The sequence below is a fragment of the Bradyrhizobium sp. T-12 genome, from assembly GCF_058314695.1.
In genome coordinates this window covers 4,938,911-4,955,547 of the sequence record NZ_CM177756.1, presented here as the reverse complement: position 1 = coordinate 4,955,547, position 16,637 = coordinate 4,938,911, and the positions used below count along the sequence as shown (strand labels likewise).

General features: G+C 65.6%; 17 protein-coding genes. 11 read left to right on the top strand and 6 right to left on the bottom strand.

All coding sequences use genetic code 11. The features are described from left to right. Positions 1 to 33: 33 nt before the first annotated feature. A complete protein-coding gene (gene fliP / locus AC0WRY_RS23765) occupies positions 34 to 795 on the bottom strand; it encodes a flagellar type III secretion system pore protein FliP (protein WP_491121209.1) in 762 nt (253 codons plus the stop codon). Next, entirely contained in the window at positions 792 to 1,772 is a 981-nt protein-coding gene (locus AC0WRY_RS23760) for a flagellar biosynthetic protein FliO (protein ID WP_212069420.1), read from the bottom strand. The genes fliP and AC0WRY_RS23760 overlap by 4 nt, the downstream gene beginning before the upstream one ends. 353 nt (positions 1,773 to 2,125) lie before the next feature. Between AC0WRY_RS23760 and flgB the strand changes: the two genes are divergently transcribed. The 10 genes from flgB (at position 2,126) to AC0WRY_RS23710 (ending at position 11,319) form a co-directional block, all read left to right on the top strand. Further along, complete coding sequence (gene flgB, locus AC0WRY_RS23755; RefSeq protein ID WP_194403226.1) at positions 2,126 to 2,530, top strand: flagellar basal body rod protein FlgB; 405 nt, start codon at positions 2,126 to 2,128, stop codon at positions 2,528 to 2,530. A gap of 41 nt (positions 2,531 to 2,571) precedes the next feature. Then, positions 2,572 to 2,997: a flagellar basal body rod protein FlgC gene (flgC, locus tag AC0WRY_RS23750; RefSeq protein ID WP_194403225.1), complete on the top strand. Its 426-nt coding sequence runs from the start codon at positions 2,572 to 2,574 to the stop codon at positions 2,995 to 2,997. A 16-nt stretch (positions 2,998 to 3,013) separates the two neighbouring features. Next, positions 3,014 to 3,334 carry a flagellar hook-basal body complex protein FliE gene (gene fliE / locus AC0WRY_RS23745; protein ID WP_194403224.1) on the top strand — a complete coding sequence of 107 codons (321 nt, stop codon included), beginning with the start codon at positions 3,014 to 3,016 and terminating at the stop codon, positions 3,332 to 3,334. A 114-nt stretch (positions 3,335 to 3,448) separates the two neighbouring features. Continuing rightward, complete coding sequence (fliQ, locus tag AC0WRY_RS23740; protein WP_015684971.1) at positions 3,449 to 3,712, top strand: flagellar biosynthesis protein FliQ; 264 nt, start codon at positions 3,449 to 3,451, stop codon at positions 3,710 to 3,712. Positions 3,713 to 3,729: 17 nt separating this feature from the next. After that, positions 3,730 to 4,500, top strand: coding sequence for a flagellar biosynthetic protein FliR (gene fliR, locus AC0WRY_RS23735; protein ID WP_491121205.1), 771 nt, complete (start codon positions 3,730 to 3,732; stop codon positions 4,498 to 4,500). Between the two features lie 10 nt (positions 4,501 to 4,510). Continuing rightward, positions 4,511 to 5,590 (top strand): flagellar biosynthesis protein FlhB, encoded by a 1,080-nt coding sequence (flhB, locus tag AC0WRY_RS23730; protein WP_491121203.1) that lies wholly within the window; start codon positions 4,511 to 4,513, stop codon positions 5,588 to 5,590. Positions 5,591 to 5,744: 154 nt separating this feature from the next. After that, positions 5,745 to 8,321 (top strand): cell cycle histidine kinase CckA, encoded by a 2,577-nt coding sequence (gene cckA, locus AC0WRY_RS23725; RefSeq protein WP_194403221.1) that lies wholly within the window; start codon positions 5,745 to 5,747, stop codon positions 8,319 to 8,321. 210 nt (positions 8,322 to 8,531) lie between these two features. Continuing rightward, on the top strand, positions 8,532 to 9,554 hold the full coding sequence (locus tag AC0WRY_RS23720; protein ID WP_194403220.1) for a Tim44 domain-containing protein: 1,023 nt from the start codon (positions 8,532 to 8,534) through the stop codon (positions 9,552 to 9,554). 145 nt (positions 9,555 to 9,699) lie between these two features. Then, a complete protein-coding gene (locus AC0WRY_RS23715) occupies positions 9,700 to 10,380 on the top strand; it encodes a lectin (RefSeq protein ID WP_491121200.1) in 681 nt (226 codons plus the stop codon). 231 nt (positions 10,381 to 10,611) lie between these two features. After that, on the top strand, positions 10,612 to 11,319 hold the full coding sequence (locus AC0WRY_RS23710; RefSeq protein ID WP_313754897.1) for a glutathione S-transferase: 708 nt from the start codon (positions 10,612 to 10,614) through the stop codon (positions 11,317 to 11,319). Between the two features lie 280 nt (positions 11,320 to 11,599). Here AC0WRY_RS23710 and AC0WRY_RS23705 read toward each other — a convergent pair whose 3' ends face one another. The 4 genes from AC0WRY_RS23705 to AC0WRY_RS23690 all read right to left on the bottom strand — a co-directional run bounded on the left by AC0WRY_RS23705 (position 11,600) and on the right by AC0WRY_RS23690 (position 14,760). Then, on the bottom strand, positions 11,600 to 12,274 hold the full coding sequence (locus AC0WRY_RS23705) for a methyltransferase family protein (RefSeq protein ID WP_211418887.1): 675 nt from the start codon (positions 12,272 to 12,274) through the stop codon (positions 11,600 to 11,602). Positions 12,275 to 12,293: 19 nt separating this feature from the next. Next, positions 12,294 to 13,415: a helix-turn-helix transcriptional regulator gene (locus AC0WRY_RS23700; RefSeq protein ID WP_491121197.1), complete on the bottom strand. Its 1,122-nt coding sequence runs from the start codon at positions 13,413 to 13,415 to the stop codon at positions 12,294 to 12,296. Positions 13,416 to 13,803: 388 nt separating this feature from the next. Continuing rightward, a complete protein-coding gene (locus tag AC0WRY_RS23695; RefSeq protein WP_018321873.1) occupies positions 13,804 to 13,977 on the bottom strand; it encodes a hypothetical protein in 174 nt (57 codons plus the stop codon). 309 nt (positions 13,978 to 14,286) lie between these two features. After that, the gene (locus AC0WRY_RS23690; protein ID WP_194403215.1) at positions 14,287 to 14,760 is read right to left on the bottom strand and encodes a hypothetical protein; all 474 of its coding nucleotides are present in this window, start codon (positions 14,758 to 14,760) and stop codon (positions 14,287 to 14,289) included. Between the two features lie 211 nt (positions 14,761 to 14,971). Between AC0WRY_RS23690 and AC0WRY_RS23685 the strand changes: the two genes are divergently transcribed. Continuing rightward, positions 14,972 to 16,627: a fumarate hydratase gene (locus AC0WRY_RS23685; RefSeq protein WP_211418890.1), complete on the top strand. Its 1,656-nt coding sequence runs from the start codon at positions 14,972 to 14,974 to the stop codon at positions 16,625 to 16,627. Positions 16,628 to 16,637: the final 10 nt, after the last annotated feature.

Below are 16,637 nucleotides of genomic sequence, written 5' to 3'. Positions count from 1 at the left end.
CCGGCTTTCCTTGTTGAAGGGGCGGTGTCCCCCTCATCCCCCGTAACTCTGCACCAGGCTCCCCGCCACCAGCGACCAGCCGTCGACCAGCACGAAGAAGATCAGCTTGAACGGCAGCGAGATCGTCGCTGGCGGCAGCATCATCATGCCCATCGACATCAGCACGGAGGCGACGACGAGGTCGATGATCAGGAAGGGCAGGAACAACAGGAAGCCGATCTCGAAGGCGCGCTTCAACTCGGAGATCATGAAGGCGGGGACGAGGATGCGAAGGGCGAGGTCGTCGGGGGTCGCCGGCGCCGCCTCGCCGGAGAGATCGAGGAACAGCCTGAGGTCCTTCTCGCGCACGTTCTTCTGCATGAAGCCGCGCAGGGGGACGGAGGCGCGCTGCAGCGCGTCCTCGACGCCGATCTGGTTGGCGACCAGCGGCCGGATGCCGTCGTCGTAGGATTTCTGCAAGACCGGGCCCATCACGAAGAAGGTGAGGAACATCGCGAGCGCGATGATCACCGAGTTCGGTGGCGCGGTCGCCGTGCCCATCGCGGTGCGCAGCAGCGACAGCACGACCACGATGCGCGTGAACGACGTCATCATGATCAGGATCGACGGAGCGATCGACAGCACGGTGAGCAGCGCGATGAGCTGGATCGCGCGCTCGGTGACGCCGCCACCGCCAGCACCGCCGCCGCCGAGATTGATGCTGATGTCCTGCGCATGCGCAGGGCCCGCGAGCGAAGCCGCGGCGATCAGGACAGAAAAGAAAACAACTCTACGCGGGAGGGACGGCAGCCTCACGAAGACGGCTTCGGACGGCCGAGCAGCGAGGCCATCTCGTCTTCGAGGTTTTCAAAGCTGGTCTTTTCCGCGGCCGGCTTCGGTGGCGGAGCCGGGGGCGCGGCCGGCTCGCTGCGAGCCGCCCGCGGGGGCGGCGCGGCCGGCGGCTCCGGCGCGACGGGAGGGGCGACCGTTTCGCCGGCGGGTCGGCGTAGCGCAGCCTCTAACCGCTGCGCCATTTCGGCGAGGTTCTGCTCGGCGCTCGAAGGGCTCGCGGGAGCGGGCGCCGGCGGCGGAACGGGCGGCGCCTGCGGCACGGGCGGAGGAGGCGGCGGTGCGGCGGCGCGCTCGGCGCGCGGTGGCGGCATCTTGGCCGGCTCGCTCTGACGCGGCGGACGCGGCATCAGCGGCGGCTCGCTGCGCGGGACGCGCGGCGGCAGCGGCTCGGGGCGTGGTTCGCGTTCGGGACGGGGCGCGATCGGTTCGGGTGGAAAGCCGCCCATCGGCGGTTCGCTGCGGCGTTCGGCCAGCGCGGGAGCGGGCCGGCGCAGTTCGTCGGCGAAGGACGGGCGTGCGGGCCGCGGCGGCGGCTCCGGCATTTGCGGCTCGGGATGATCGAGCAGCTCTGGCCGCGGCGCTTCGTCGGCCCAGCCTCCGGCATCGGGCATCGGGGCAAGGCGCGGCGGCTCGGCGGCGTTGGGGCGCTGCGGCAGCTGATCGCGGCCATGCGCCGCGCGAACGATGTTGGGCTCGACGACGATGTCGGTGGGACCGCCGATCATCAGGAGGTGCTCGACATTGTCACGCCGGACCAGCACCAGGCGGCGCCTTCCGTCGACCGCGGCGGCATCGATCACGGCAAGGCGGGGCATCCTGCCGCGCTGGGTGTTGGCGCCGAGCCGGCTGGTGGCGAATCGGCGAACCAGCCAAGCAGCGACGCCGATCAACGCCAGGACGACGATGAACGCGACGATGAAGGTGATAGGGCTGCCTTGCATACTTGTCCCCGACAAATGGCGCTTCTGTCGTGCCCATGGTCGGATGCGCCAACCACCGGCCTACGATGCCCCAAACTGCGATTTCTTAACGTCCCACGGCAAGTTTTGCCGTCCCCAACTCTTAATAACCCATGAATCGCTCGATCCAAAACGACTTCTTGGCCCGTGCCGGCGCCGCCAAACGGTTGGGTTAATGCCACTTTTGGAGACGTAGAATCACGGGGGCGTAGATGACTGTCCCGCACGGGGACAGGTGTCGGGGATCCTCTTAACCAGCTGTTAACCATACACACGGCAAATTCTGCCTAGCTGCGGACCTCAGGGGTCCGTGAGAGGCGGAAGGAGCCGCGACGATGTCCATCAACGACCTCCCGGTACTGTCGGCGCTTCGCACCAAGATGCAGTGGCACCAGGAACGCCAGCGCGTCCTGTCCGAGAACGTCTCCAATTCCGACACGCCCAAATTCCGGCCGCGCGACCTGGTCGAGCCGAAACTCGACAAGTCCGGGGCCGTCACCGGCTCGATGGGACCCCTGGCGATGATGCGCACCAGCGGCTCTCACATGACCCCGTCGGGCGCTGCGTCCGGATTCGACCAGAACAAGAACGCGGGCTTCGAAACCCGCCCCGCGGGCAACGCCGTCAATCTCGAAGAGGAGATGATGAAGGCCGCCAGCAACCAGATGGATTACGCGGCGGCGACCTCGCTCTATTCGAAGAGCCTGCATCTGCTCAAGACTGCGATCGGCAAGGGCTAGCCGCATGATCGACGGAACAGAACGGCTAGAGGAGGCGCATCATGGCCAATGACAGCAGCGACTTTGCCCGCTCGATGGCGATCGCGACCTCCGGTCTGCGGGCGCAAGCCGGCCGCATGCGGGTGATCTCGGAAAACATCGCGAACGCGGATTCGACCGCGCAGACGTCAGGCGGCGATCCCTACCGGCGCAAGGTTCCGACCTTCTCCTCCGCGCTCGACCGCTCGCTCGACGCGCAGGTCGTCACCCTCGGCAAGATCAAGCCCGACCAGTCGAACTTCCGCGTCAAATACGAGCCGAACAATCCGGTCGCGGACGCCAGCGGCAACGTCAAATATCCCAACGTGAACTCGGTGGTAGAGATGACCGACATGCGCGATGCGCAACGGTCCTACGAGGCCAACCTCAACATCATCAGTGCGACGCGCCGGATGATCCAGCGCACGCTCGACATCCTCAAGAGCTGAACAGGACAATTGAGCCATGGCATCACCGTCAGTCGCCGCCAATGCATATGCCAACCTCGCCCGCGTGCTGGACAACACCGGCGCCGGTGCCGGTGCCGGTAAGGGCACCGAGGCCGGCGGGCAGTCCTTTGCCTCGCTGCTGAAGGACGCCGTCGGCAGCGTCATGGAGTCCGGCCGCAAGTCCGATGCGCAGACGGTCGCGATGGCCTCCGGCAAGGCCAATGTGATGGACGTGGTGACCGCGGTCGCCGACACCGACGTCGCGGTGTCCACCCTGGTCTCGGTCCGCGACCGCATGATCGCGGCCTATGAAGACATCATGAAGATGCCGATCTGATTTGCACCAGTCATTCCGGGGCGGTGCGAAGCACCGAGCCCGGAATCTCGAGATTGCGGGTTCTCGCTTCGCGAGCCCCGGAATGACGGAAATACTTACAGTGAGAATTCCCAAATGACCGGACCCGAGACCCTCGACGTTGCGCGCGATGCGATCTGGACGATCGTGATCGTGTCCTCACCCCTGATGGTGGTGGGCCTCGTGGTCGGCGTCATCGTGTCGCTGTTCCAGGCGCTGACGCAGATCCAGGAACAGACGCTGATCTACGTGCCGAAGATCCTCGCCATCTTTGCCACGATGCTGCTGGCGCTGCCGTTCATGGCCGACGCGCTGCACTCCCACATGCTGCGGATCTCGTCGCGAATCATCGGCGGCTGAGGCAAGATGCGGCAATTATGCGCATCGACATCTCGCTGCTGCCGGCGCTCGCCGCTTCCTTCATGCTCGTCTTCGCCCGGGTCGGCGCGATGGTGATGCTGTTGCCGGGGCTCGGCGAGACCAATATTCCGACCCGGATCAAGCTCTCGATCGCGCTGCTGCTGACGATGATCATCCTGCCGCTGCACCGCAACGCCTACCAGGTCGACATGGGCTCGCTGGCGCCGCTGCTGGTCCTGATGCTGCATGAGATCGCGATCGGCATCGTGCTGGGCGCGACCGCGCGCGTGACGCTGTCGGCGCTGCAGGTCGCGGGATCCGTGATCGCGCAGCAGATGGGGCTCGGCTTCGTCACCTCGGTCGATCCGACGCAGGGGCAGCAGGGCGTGCTGGTCGGCAACTTCCTGACCATGCTGGGCGTGACGCTGCTGTTCGCCACCGACAGCCATCATCTGGTGATCGCGGCGCTGAACGACAGCTATACGATCTTCTCGCCGGGCGAGACCGTGTCGAGCGGCGACGTCGCCGCGCTCGCAACCCGCGCCTTCGCCGCCGCGTTTCGCTTGGGGCTGCAGCTTTCGGGGCCGTTCCTGGTGTTCGGCCTCGTCTTCAACATTGGGCTCGGCGTGCTGGCGCGGCTGATGCCGCAGATGCAGGTCTATTTCGTCGGCGTGCCGCTCTCGATCTTCGCAGGCTTCCTGGTGCTCGCCGTGGTGCTCACGGCGATGATGGGCACCTATCTGGATTACTTCATCGGTGTCATGCACCAGTTGATGCCGCTCAGGTAACGAGGGATCGATGGCGGAAGACAACGATCCAGAGAGTCAAACAGAAGACCCGACACAAAAGCGTCTGGACGATGCGCTCGAGCGCGGCGACGTCGCCAAGAGCCAGGAGATCAACACCTGGTTCATGATGGCGGGCGGCACGCTCGTGGTCTCGACCTTCTCGGGTTCGGTGGGCAGCGGGTTGCTGGCGCCGATGCGCAATCTGCTCGCCAATTCCTGGATGATCAAGACCGACGGCAAGGCGCTGCTGGCGCTGATGCAGCACATCGAATTCGCCATTCTCGCGGCGATCGGCGTGCCGCTGTTGATGCTGATGCTGGCGGCGGTCGCCGGCAACATGCTCCAGCACCGCCTGGTCTGGTCGACCGAATCCCTGACGCCGAAGTTCAGCAAGATCTCGCCCGGCGCCGGCTTCAAGCGCATCTTCGGCAAGCAGGCGGCGGCCAATTTTCTCAAGGGCATCGGCAAGCTGGTGCTGCTCGGCGTGGTCATGACCATGATCCTTTGGCCGGAGCGGCATCGCATGGAGGCGATGGTCAGGCTCGATCCGGCCGCCATGCTCGGCGCCAGCACCAGCATGACCATTCATCTGCTCGGCGCGGTGGTCGCGGCGCTCGCGGTGGTCGCCATCGCCGATTATTTCTTCCAGTATCGCAGCTGGTTCCAGCGGCAGAAGATGTCGCTCCAGGAGATCAAGGAAGAGTTCAAGCAGTCCGAAGGCGATCCGCACATCAAGGGCAAGCTCAGGCAGTTGCGGCAGCAGCGCTCCAAGAAGCGCATGATGGCGGCGGTTCCCAAGGCCTCGGTGATCATCACCAACCCGACCCACTATTCGGTCGCGCTGTCCTACGAGCGCGGCATGTCGGCGCCGATCTGCGTTGCCAAGGGCGTCGACAACCTCGCCTTCAAGATCCGGGAGATTGCGCGCGCGCACGACATCCCGATCGTGGAGAACGTGCCGCTGGCCCGCGCGCTCTACGCGACCGTCGAGATCGACCAGGAAATCCCGACCGAGCACTATCACGCGGTCGCTGAGGTGATCGGTTACGTCATGCGGCTGAAGCAGGGATTCCGTGCCGGACGCGGCTAAAACACCCGAAAAGGTCCGGAAATGGCTGTAATCTGGGAATCAGCTTACCTTTCGCTCCCGCTGCCCTTGCACCTCGGGGTCCGATTCAGGCAGGGAGGACCCCATGCGCCCCGTGGCGCGTTGATTCTCTGCCGACAGGCCGCGCCAGCTTGAGATGACCGCCGAGACCGACCACGACCTCACACGCGAGCCCGTTGCGGCGCACGAGCCGTCGCAGCGCTCGGGCAGCATTGCGCTGGTGCTGCTGGTGGCCGCCGGCCTCGTCGCCGTCGCCGTCGGGCTGATGACGCTCGGCCGCGCTCAGGCGCAGCCCTATATCCTCGGCATCCTCGCCGTGCTGGCGATGGTCGGCCTGTTCAACCTGTTCGCCTTCGCCGCCGGCATCATCCGCTTCGCCGACCGCAATCTCGATGATCCCGTGGTGGGCCGGATCGCCGATCATGGGTTCGACGGGTTGGCGGTCACCGATGCCCGTGGCCACGTGGTCTATTCCAATGCAGCCTATCTGACGCTGACCGGCGCCGCCGGCCCGCAGGACGTGCGCCCGGTGGAACGCGTCTTCATCGGCAATCCCGACGTTTCCGAAGCCGTATTCCGTCTGCTGAAAGCGGCCCGCGAAGGCAAGCGCCAGCAGGAGGAGGTGCGCATCTCCGGCCAGGACGGCAGCCAGGGCCGCTGGCTGCGCATGCGGGTGCGCCCGCTCGGCACCGGCAAGCGCGAGTCCAAATACGCGGTATGGTCGATCGCCGACATCACCCGCGACCGCGAGCGCCAGGAAGACGTGTTCCAGGAGCTGCAACACGCCATCGAATATCTCGATCATGCCCCGTGCGGCTTCTTCTCGGTCAATCCGGCCGGGGAGCTTGCTTATGTCAACGCGACGCTGGCGAACTGGCTCGACTACGACCTCGCCGAGATCGGCTCGGGCGGCCTGAAGCTGACCGACATCGTCTCCGGCGACGGCGCCTCGCTGCTGACCTCGATCGTGGCGGTGCCGGGCGAGGTGAAGACGGAAGTCTTCGACATCGACCTGCGCATGCGCACCGGCAAGACCATGCCGGTGCGGCTCTATCACAAGCTCGCCTTCGGCGCCGACGGCGCGCCGGGCCCCTCGCGCACGCTGGTCATCAGCCGCGCCCGCGACGAGCGCAGCGACCCCGATCGCGCCGCCGAAGTGCGCTTCATGCGCTTCTTCGACCACACGCCGATGGCGATCGCGACCGTCGACCGCGGCGGCAACGTCGTGCGGGCCAATGCGCGCTACGCCAAGCTCGGCCAGGCGCTGGGGCTCGACAGCGCCTCCAAGTCGATCTTCCGCGCGGTCAATTCGCGCGACCGGCATCTCCTGATCGCGGCCATCAACCAGGCCGCCGAAGGCCAGGCCGACATCGCGCCGGTCGAGGTGGCGCTGGAAGGGACCAAGGAGCGCTGGGGCCAGTTCTTCGTCACGCCGGTCGATTCCGCCGAGAACGAGACGGAAGCCGCCATCGTGCACATGCTCGAGACCACCGAGCGGCGCGCGCTGGAGAACCAGATCAACCAGTCGCAGAAGATGGAGACGGTCGGCCAGCTCGCCGGCGGCATCGCCCACGACTTCAACAACGTGCTGTCCGCCATCATGATGGCGAACGACTTCCTGCTGAACGCGCACAAGCCGACCGACCCGTCGTTTCAGGACATCATGCAGATCAAGCAGAACGCGACGCGCGCCGCGACGCTGGTGCGGCAGCTGCTGGCGTTCTCGCGGCGGCAGACGCTGCGGCCGCAGGTGCTCGATCTCGGCGACGCGCTCTCCGATCTCACCATGCTGCTGCGCCGGCTGATCGGCGAGAAGGTCAAGCTCGACCTCGTCCACGGCCGCGATCTCTGGCCGGTGAAGGTCGACGTCTCCCAATTCGAGCAGGTGATCGTCAACCTCGCGGTGAACGCGCGCGACGCCATGCCCGACGGCGGCAAGCTGATCATCCGCACCGCCAACGTCACCACCGAGGACGCGGGCAAGCTCGCCTACAAGGGCATGCCGGCCGCGGATTATGTGCGGATCGAGGTCGCCGACACCGGCACCGGCATTCCCGCCGATATCCGCGACAAGATTTTCGAGCCGTTCTTCTCGACCAAGGAAGTGGGCAAAGGCACCGGCCTTGGCCTCTCGACGGTCTACGGCATCGTCAAGCAGACCGGCGGTTTCATCTACGTGGATTCCGAGCCGGGGCAGGGCACCTCGTTCCACATCTTCCTGCCGCGCCATCACGCCGAGCCGGAGGTGCAGGTCGAGCAGCCGGCCGTTGCCACCGCGACGAATGGCGCCGCGAAGGAAGCTGTGGCCGTCGAGGCCAAGCCGCGCACCGATCTCACGGGGCAGGGCACCATCCTACTGGTCGAGGACGAAGAGGGCCTGCGCGCGCTGAACGCACGTGGCCTGCGCTCGCGCGGCTATACCGTGGTCGAGGCCGAGAACGGCGTCGAAGCCATGGAGATGCTGGAGGAGCAGAGCGGCGGGATCGATCTCGTCGTCTCCGACGTCGTCATGCCCGAGATGGACGGCCCGACGCTCCTGAAGGCGATGCGGGAAAAGAACCCCGACATCAAGTTCATCTTCGTCTCCGGCTATGCCGAGGACGCCTTCGAGAAGAGCCTGCCCGAGGGCCAGCAGTTCGACTTCCTGCCGAAACCGTTCACGCTCAGCCAGCTCGTGGCGGCGGTGAAGGAGACGATGACGAAGCAGGGGTGAGGTTTCGCGAGAAGCTCGCAATGAGGGGGAAAGGGTGGAAATCTCCCCCCGAAACCGCCGGTAGCCGGTGACCACGGTTCCCTCGCCACCCGGCCAAGCCCCCGCCAAATATGGGCTTTTGCCACATCCCCGCGACTGAGGGCCGCAGCCGCAAGTTCCCAAACACACTTCACTTTTTGGGAAGTCTGCCCATCTTAGGGGCACGTCCCCATGCCGGGGATTTGGGAAACGCACATGAATTTCTCGCTACGCTCCCGCAATCTCTTCAAGACGCTCGCCGTCATGCTGGCGCTTGCGCTGCCGACAGCGCTCGTCATTTCGTCCGCCGACGCGCGCGTCGGCGGCGGCGGCTCGTCGGGCTCACGCGGCTCGCGCACCTTTTCGGCACCGCCCTCGACCTCCACGGCGCCGGGCTCGGCCTCGCAATTCAACCGCACCTACACCCAGCCGGGTGCAGGCATGAACTCGGCTGCGTCCGCGCCCGCGCGTGGCGGCCTGTTCGGCGGCCGCGCCGGCGGCTTCATGGGCGGCCTTGCGGCCGGCTTCCTGGGCGCCGGCCTGCTCGGCATGCTGTTCGGCGGCGGCCTGTTCGGCGGCCTCGGCGGCCTGTCCTCGATCCTCGGCCTGATCATCCAGATCGTGCTGGTGGTGCTGGTGGTGCGGCTGGCGATGTCCTGGTGGCAGCGCCGTCACACGCCGCAGGCGGCCTATGCCAATGCCGACGCAGGCGCAGCTTCAGGACCGCAGCCGAACCAGCGCAGCGGTCTCGGTGGCGGCCTTGGCGGTGGTCTCGGCGGCTTCGGCTTCGGCGCCAATGCCAACAACGCGCCGCTCGAGATCAAGCCGGACGACTATGAAGCGTTCGAGCGCCTGCTCGGCGAGATCCAGACCGCCTGGTCGAACGAGGACGTGGCCAAGCTGCACACGCTCGCGACGCCGGAGATGGTCTCCTATTTCGAGCAGGACCTCGCCCAGAACCGCGCGCGCAACGTCGTCAACAAGGTGACCAACGTCAAGCTGCTGCAAGGCGACCTTGCCGAAGCCTGGCGCGAAGGCGAGACCGATTACGCCACGGTGGCGCTGCGCTTCGCGCTCACCGACAAGACGCTGGACCGCAACAGCGGCACGGTGGTCGCCGGCAGCGAACAGCCGGGCGAAGTCACCGAGGTCTGGACGTTCGCCCGCCGGCCCGGCAGCGGCTGGGAATTGTCGGCGATCCAGCAGACCAACTGATCGCAACGCGATCGAGACGAGAAGGGCGTCGTGCTTGCCGCACGGCGCCCTTTTTCTTTGGGCGCCTCACGCGGCATTGGAATAAGCGGATGCGCCTTGGGTTGAAATTCTGGCGGCCAACGACAAACAAGATTGGGAGGACAAGATGATTCGTATCGAGAGATCCGTGACGATTTCAGGGCTCACGCTGGCGCTGGCCTTGGCGGCGGCGCCAACTGCGCAGGCGCAATCGGCCGACATGACGTTCTTCGTGACCTCCAGCGGCCCGGGCAAGGGCGCCGATCTCGGCGGCCTCGAGGGAGCCGACGCGCACTGTGCGAGGCTCGCGCAGGCCTCCGGCGCAGCAGCCAAAACCTGGCGCGCTTATCTCTCGGCGCAGGCCGCCGACGGCAAGCCGGCCGTCAATGCCAAGGACCGCATCGGCAAGGGACCGTGGCAGAACGCGAAGGGCGCGGTGATCGCCAAGGACGTGGCCGACCTGCACGGCCCCGCCAACAACCTCACCAAGCAGACCGCCCTCAGCGAGAAGGGCGAGGTCACCAACGGCCGCGGCGACACGCCGAACCGGCACGACATCCTGACGGGAACGCAGCCCGACGGCACCGCGTTCGCCGCCGGCGACGACAAGACCTGCAAGAACTGGACGTCGAGCACGCAAGGTGCGGCGATCGTTGGCCACGCCGATCGTCTAGGCTTGCGCGATGACGAACCGTCGAAATCCTGGAACAGCTCGCACCCCTCGCGCGGCCCCGACGGCGGCTGCTCGCAGGCCGATCTGAAGAGCACCGGCGGCGACGGGCTGCTGTATTGTTTCGCTGCGAATTGAGGGCTGAGCTCTCTCCACGCGTCATTGCGAGGAGCTCAGCGACAAAATTGCGTAGCAATTTTGCGCAGATGCGACGAAGCAATCCAGAGTCGTTCCGCAGAGACACTTCCGGATTGCTTCGCTGCGCTCGCAATGGCGAGTGGGCTGCGAGAGGGTTCCGTCACACTCTGACGGAACCCGAGGCCGCATGTTACATTGGTCCGCTAGCATCCAAGCTCACGGACCCCTCCCATGAAATACGAACTCTATTACTGGCCCGAGATCCAGGGCCGCGGTGAATATGTGCGGCTCGCGCTGGAGGAGGCGGGTGCGGCTTACGTCGATGTCGCGCGGGGAGCGCGCGGCACGGCTGCGATGATGAAGATGATGGACGCGCAGAAGGGCACGCCGCCCTTTGCGCCGCCATTCCTGAAAGCGGGCAAGCTCGTCATCGGCCAGACCGCCAATATCCTGCTCTATCTCGGTAGCCGACACGGACTCGCACCGAAGACGGAAGCAGGAAAGCTCTGGGTGCATCAGCTCCAGCTGACCATCACCGACCTCGTGGTCGAGATTCACGACACCCATCATCCGCTCGGACCCTCGCTCTATTACGAGGACCAGAAGCCGCCGGCGAAGAAGCGCACGGCCGATTTCTGGGACGAGCGCGTGCCGAAATATCTCGGCTATTTCGAGCAGCTTCTCGCGGCCAATGGCGGCGCCTATGTCACCGGCCGGAGGCTGACCTATGTCGACCTCTCGCTGTTCCAGATCGTCGCGGGGCTGCGCTATGCCTTTCCCAAGCGCATGAAGGCGTTCGAAACAGACATTCCGGGCCTGCTCGGCCTGCACGATCGGATCGCCGCGCGGCCGAACATCAAGGCCTATCTCGCAAGCCCGCGCCGCATTCCCTTCAACGAGCAGGGCATCTTCCGCCGGTATCGCGAGCTGGATAATTAGCCGGTCCGGACGAAGACTGGCGGCAGCCTCCGTTCCGGACCGGCCGCTTCGGGCGCGATCAGTCGCCCGAGCGCGTCGTGGCCGGGGAGCGTCCGGGAACGCTCCGGTCCGGATCGCTCGTCATCGGGGACGGGAGAGAGGTCGTGCTCGTCGGGGCAGGGGGGCTTGCAGAACATCGTCGCGTCTCCGTCGCAAAGGTGCGGGTTCCCTTAGCGGGGCTCGCTTGCCGCGACGTCAGTCGATCGGAGGAGGGGGCACGATTTTCTGTGCAATGGCGCCTTCACCAGACGCCCGGCACCAGCCGATAGCGCACGCGAGCCGCGTAGTCGGCATAGCCCGGCAGGCCGTCGCGCAAGATGCGTTCCTCGATTCCGATGCGGATCGCGAACAAGGCGATGAAGATCGGGACCATCGCGAGTCCCCACCACGAGCCCAGCAGCAGCGGCAACCCGGTGAAGAACAGCACCATGCCGCTATACATGGGATGACGCACATGGGCGTAGGGCCCAGTCGAGATCACGCGTTGCGCGCGCTCGGCTTGCAGCTTCACCACGGGGGCGGCGAACGAGTTCTCGCGAAAGACCCACAGCGTGAACAGCGTCGACAGCAGGAACAGCCCGACGCCGGCTGCCTGCAACGCGACCGGCATGTCGGATCCTTCAACGCGCCGGTCGATGCCGATCAGCACCAGCCAGGCCAGCATCGCAACGATGAGGGCGCCCATGAACACCTTGTCGGCGGCGGGCTGATCCTTTTGCAGAAGTGGTCGCAGACGCTCGGCGAGCAGCGCCGGATCGATCCGGTACAGCCACCAGCCACAGAGCGGGCCGAGCAGGATGCATGTCGCGAGGAACGCCCAGGCTGCGGGCCAGCGCAAGGTGCCTGCGGATGCGAACAGCAGCGCGCCCATCGCGACGGTGGTGATCGTGTTCTGCAGCAGCAATCTGGCGATCATGGTCGATCTCGTCCGGGTGTCAGACCTTGATCGGCGGTGTAAAGGCCGCGATGAGCCGAACCAGATCCGCCTGCCGTTTGGTTCCGGTCTTGACGAAGATCCGTGCAAGATGGGTCTTGATGGTCGTTTCGGCGATGCCCATGCTCCTGGCCACGTCCGGCACCCCGCCGATCTCGACGATGGACAGGAAGACCCGCAGTTCGGTCGGCGTCAGCTTGAACAGCTTGCGGATGAGGTCGGGCGCGACGATCGTATCGAGCGCGGCCTTGCTGACGAACAGCACGGCGCAGGCGTCGTAGCTGGCGCCGAATCTCTGCCGGCGGCCGGCGGTCAGCGGCAGGAGATGTCCGACATAATGCGAGCCGTCGCGGGCGGTCATATGCAGCGAGATGCTCGCGCTCGTTATCGCCCGGTCTCCGACCACCGTGCCCGCCAGCGCCTGCCGCAGCACGCGATCGGCATTCAGGTCGTTCGTCACCAGCCGGCCACGAACCGACCGAAGGATTTCGCCCTCGCCCAGGAAGTCGCGCGCGCTCGCATTGGCGTGGGTGATATGACCCTCGGCATCGAGCAGCAGCACGGCGGTTCGCAGGGCGTCGAGGGTGCTGACCGAATTCGTCTCCAGCTCGTTCTGCTGCTGCAGCTTCTGCCTGACGAGCATGGCCCGCTGCATGTGCGGCGTGAGGTGGGAGATCACCTGGTACATCCTGCGGTCGACGGGACCGCCGGCCTTCATGATCGAGAGGCGGGATATTCCCTCGGCCGATTTGTCGAGCAGGATATTGGCGGCGTCTTCGAGGCCCTGCGGCCGCGTCCATTCGTTGTAGAACATGGTGGTCCGGAATTCGTCGACGTCGATCCAGTCCCTGATGGTCTGGATCTGGCCGACCGGTGCGTGGAGCACGCCGCGCGACGGATCGAATGGCTCGTAGGTCTCGATGTAGGACTGAATATAGGCGGGATCGACGCCGACGGCATGCGAGATCACGGCCTCGCCGGCAGCTCCGATCCGGACCAGCCCGCCGCTCTGGCCGCCCGCCAGGTCGACAATACTTGCAAGTGTCGTGGACCATCGCGAATCGTCAAGCGCTGCATCGTAGATGTCCGCCACTAGCGACAGCAGCTTTTCATTCAGTTCCATTGGCTTGTCCCACAGACGCTTGCCCACCAGACGTTGGGATGGACTCGATCGGCCTCGCAGATGAGCACGCCGAGTGCGGAAACTTGATGAGCCGGATCACACTTGAAGGCGTGCGCCGATTCGAAAGGTGGCGGTTTGCGAGCCCATCGTGCGCCAAGGGGACATTGCCGCGGCGGGGAGTATCCAGGGCCAGTGCAACTCTCGCGCGAACGCAAGCAGCCGCGCCGCCGTGGCGTCGAAGACCGTGTTCGGGCAGTTGCAGTTGCGATCATGCGCAGGTCCCGGGCTGGCCGCGCACGATATTGATCCCGCTATCCGGCAAAGATGCGGCTGGATGCGAACAGGTCTGATCGATCGGACCGGGCGAATCCGCCCGCGGGGGGATCGATCAGGCGAGCTGATCGATCCGCGTGCCCTGACCCGGCGGCAGCGGCGCGGGCGGCTGCGGCTTGTAGGTCGGGTCAGCGTCCTTGGTCTTGGTCTGGTCGTCCTGCTGCTTGGTCGTGTCGTAGCTCGGAACCACGATCGCGATCGGCGGCGGTGCTACGGTAGAAACCTTCATCCGCAAATCCTCACACATGGAAACAATTGAGCCTGCGCCGTGAGGAGCGAAAATTCCTTCAAGCCAATCGTTAAAATGCGAGGCAATGGTGCGGGGGAGGGCCGTGTTTGCGTCGCATCCGCGCGGTGCCAAGGCACACGAGGCGCCTCTCCCCGTCATTGCGAGGAGATCTTGCGACGAAGCAGTCCAGTGTCCCTCGGCGGAGAGATTTCTGGATTGCTTCGCTACGCTCGCAATGACGGAGTGTATGGCGAGCGGCGTCGCGATGCGTGTGCCGCCAGCATGCGGAACGAGGGGCCGCGCCCCCTTCTATTCGTCCTTGCCGCGCGTGATTGCGATCGACGCGTCCGTCTTGGTGCGCGTGCATTCCATGTTGAGGCGCCGGTAGCGCATGGTGACCTTATCGCCGCGGAGCAGGCCCATCCGCTTCAGGCAGCGTGTCGCGCCCGTCGTGGTGTCGTCCTTGGTCACGGTGAAGACGATCGCGGCCATCGACCCCACCAGCGCATAGAACTCCGGCTTCGGCTTGCGATCGCCCTTGGCGTAGAGCTCGATCGAATATTTGTCGCCGCGGCAGCCGACCGACAGTTCCTTGGCAGCGGGATGCGTGAGGTAGACGACGTTGGCGGCCCGGAAATTCACCTTCAGGCGGTCGACCTGGTTCGCCAACTCCTTGGCGCTGTCGTCGCAGCGATCGGCGCGCGCGGGCGAGGTGAGGGTCACAAGGCCGGTGATGGCGGCGGCGAGGAGGATCGCGCCGCGGACGTTCAAGTTCAATGTCATGATGAAAAGCCCCTTAGGGCGCGCATTCAAGCGTCGGCGGCCGCGAAGCGCAAGAGTGGGATCTGGGCTTTCCACGTGCTGCGCCAATGCTTTCCCGAGCCCTGGCCGCCCTGTCTCATGCACACCAGTCCCTTCCTTTTCCGTCCAAAATGGGCTTAGAACGCTTCTACGCGAGGGCCTGCGCGTGGCCCCAAACCCCCTGGATTCGCCCATGAACGCTCCCACCGCCTTTCCCGACCAGTCCAAGCCCGTCCCGCCCTACAAGCACACCCCGCTGTTTCCGCTGGGCAAGGACGAGACGCCCTACAAGAAGATCACGACCGAGGGCGTCCGGGTCGAGAAGGTCCTGGGCAAGGACATGCTGGTGGTATCGCGCGAGGCGCTGCGGGCGCTGTCGGAGGCGGCCTTCGGCGACATCAACCATTACCTGCGGCCCGGCCATCTGAAGCAGCTCCGCGCCATCCTGGAGGACGGCGAGGCGAGCCCCAACGACAAGTTCGTCGCGCTGGACTTCTTGAAGAACGCCAATATCGCGGCCGGCGGCGTGCTGCCGATGTGCCAGGACACCGGCACCGCGATCATCATGGGCAAGAAGGGCTGCAACGTCATCACCGACGGTGACGACGAGGCGGCGCTGTCGGAAGGTGCGCGTGATGCGTACCTCCGCCGCAATCTGCGCTACTCGCAGGTCGCGCCGCTCTCGATGTATGAGGAGAAGAACACCGCCAACAACATGCCTGCGCAGTGCGAGATCTACGCCGAGGGCGATGATGCCTACAAGTTCATGTTCATGGCGAAGGGCGGCGGCTCCGCCAACAAGAGCTTCCTGTTCCAGGCCACGCCCTCGGTGCTGACCAAGGATCGGCTGCTCGCGTTCCTGAAGGAGAAGATCCTGACGCTGGGCACCGCGGCGTGCCCGCCCTATCACCTCGCGATCGTGATCGGCGGCACCTCGGCCGAGCTCTGCATGAAGACGGTGAAGCTCGCTTCCGCTCGCTATCTCGATGCGCTCCCGACCCACGGCTCGCCCGACGGCAACGCCTTCCGCGACGTCGAGATGGAGCAGGAGATCCATAAGATGACGCAGTCGCTCGGCGTCGGTGCGCAGTTCGGCGGCAAGTATTTCTGCCACGACGTGCGCGTGATCCGCATGCCGCGCCATGGCGCATCGCTTCCCATCGGGCTTGGCGTGTCCTGCTCGGCCGACCGCCAGGTGCTCGGCAAGATCACCAGGGACGGCGTCTATCTCGAAGAGCTCGAGCATAACCCAGCGCAATATCTGCCTGAGGTCGAGCAGTCGCTCGGCGGCGAGGTCGTCAAGATCGACCTCAACCAGCCGATGAAGGACATCCTGGCGACGTTCTCGAAGCACCCGATCAAGACGCGCGTCTCGATGACCGGCACCATGATCGTCGCGCGCGATAGCGCGCACGCCAAGCTGCGCGAGCGGCTGGAGAAGGGCGAGCCGCTGCCGGATTACTTCAAGAACCATCCGGTCTACTACGCCGGCCCCGCCAAGACGCCCGAGGGTTACGCCTCCGGCGCGTTCGGTCCGACCACCGCAGGCCGCATGGATTCCTTCGTCGACCAGTTCCAGGCCGCGGGCGGCTCGATGGTGATGGTCGCCAAGGGCAACCGCGCGCCCGCCGTGCGCGAGGCCTGCAAGAAATATGGCGGCTTCTATCTCGGCTCGATCGGCGGCGCCGCGGCGAACCTCGCCGAGCACTGCATCAAGAAGGTCGAGGTGCTCGAATATCCCGAGCTCGGCATGGAAGCGATCTGGCGCATCGAGGTCGTCGACTTCCCGGCGTTCATCATCATCGACGACAAGGGCAACGACTTCTTCAAGGAGTTGAATCTGGGCTGAGGTGACGTTC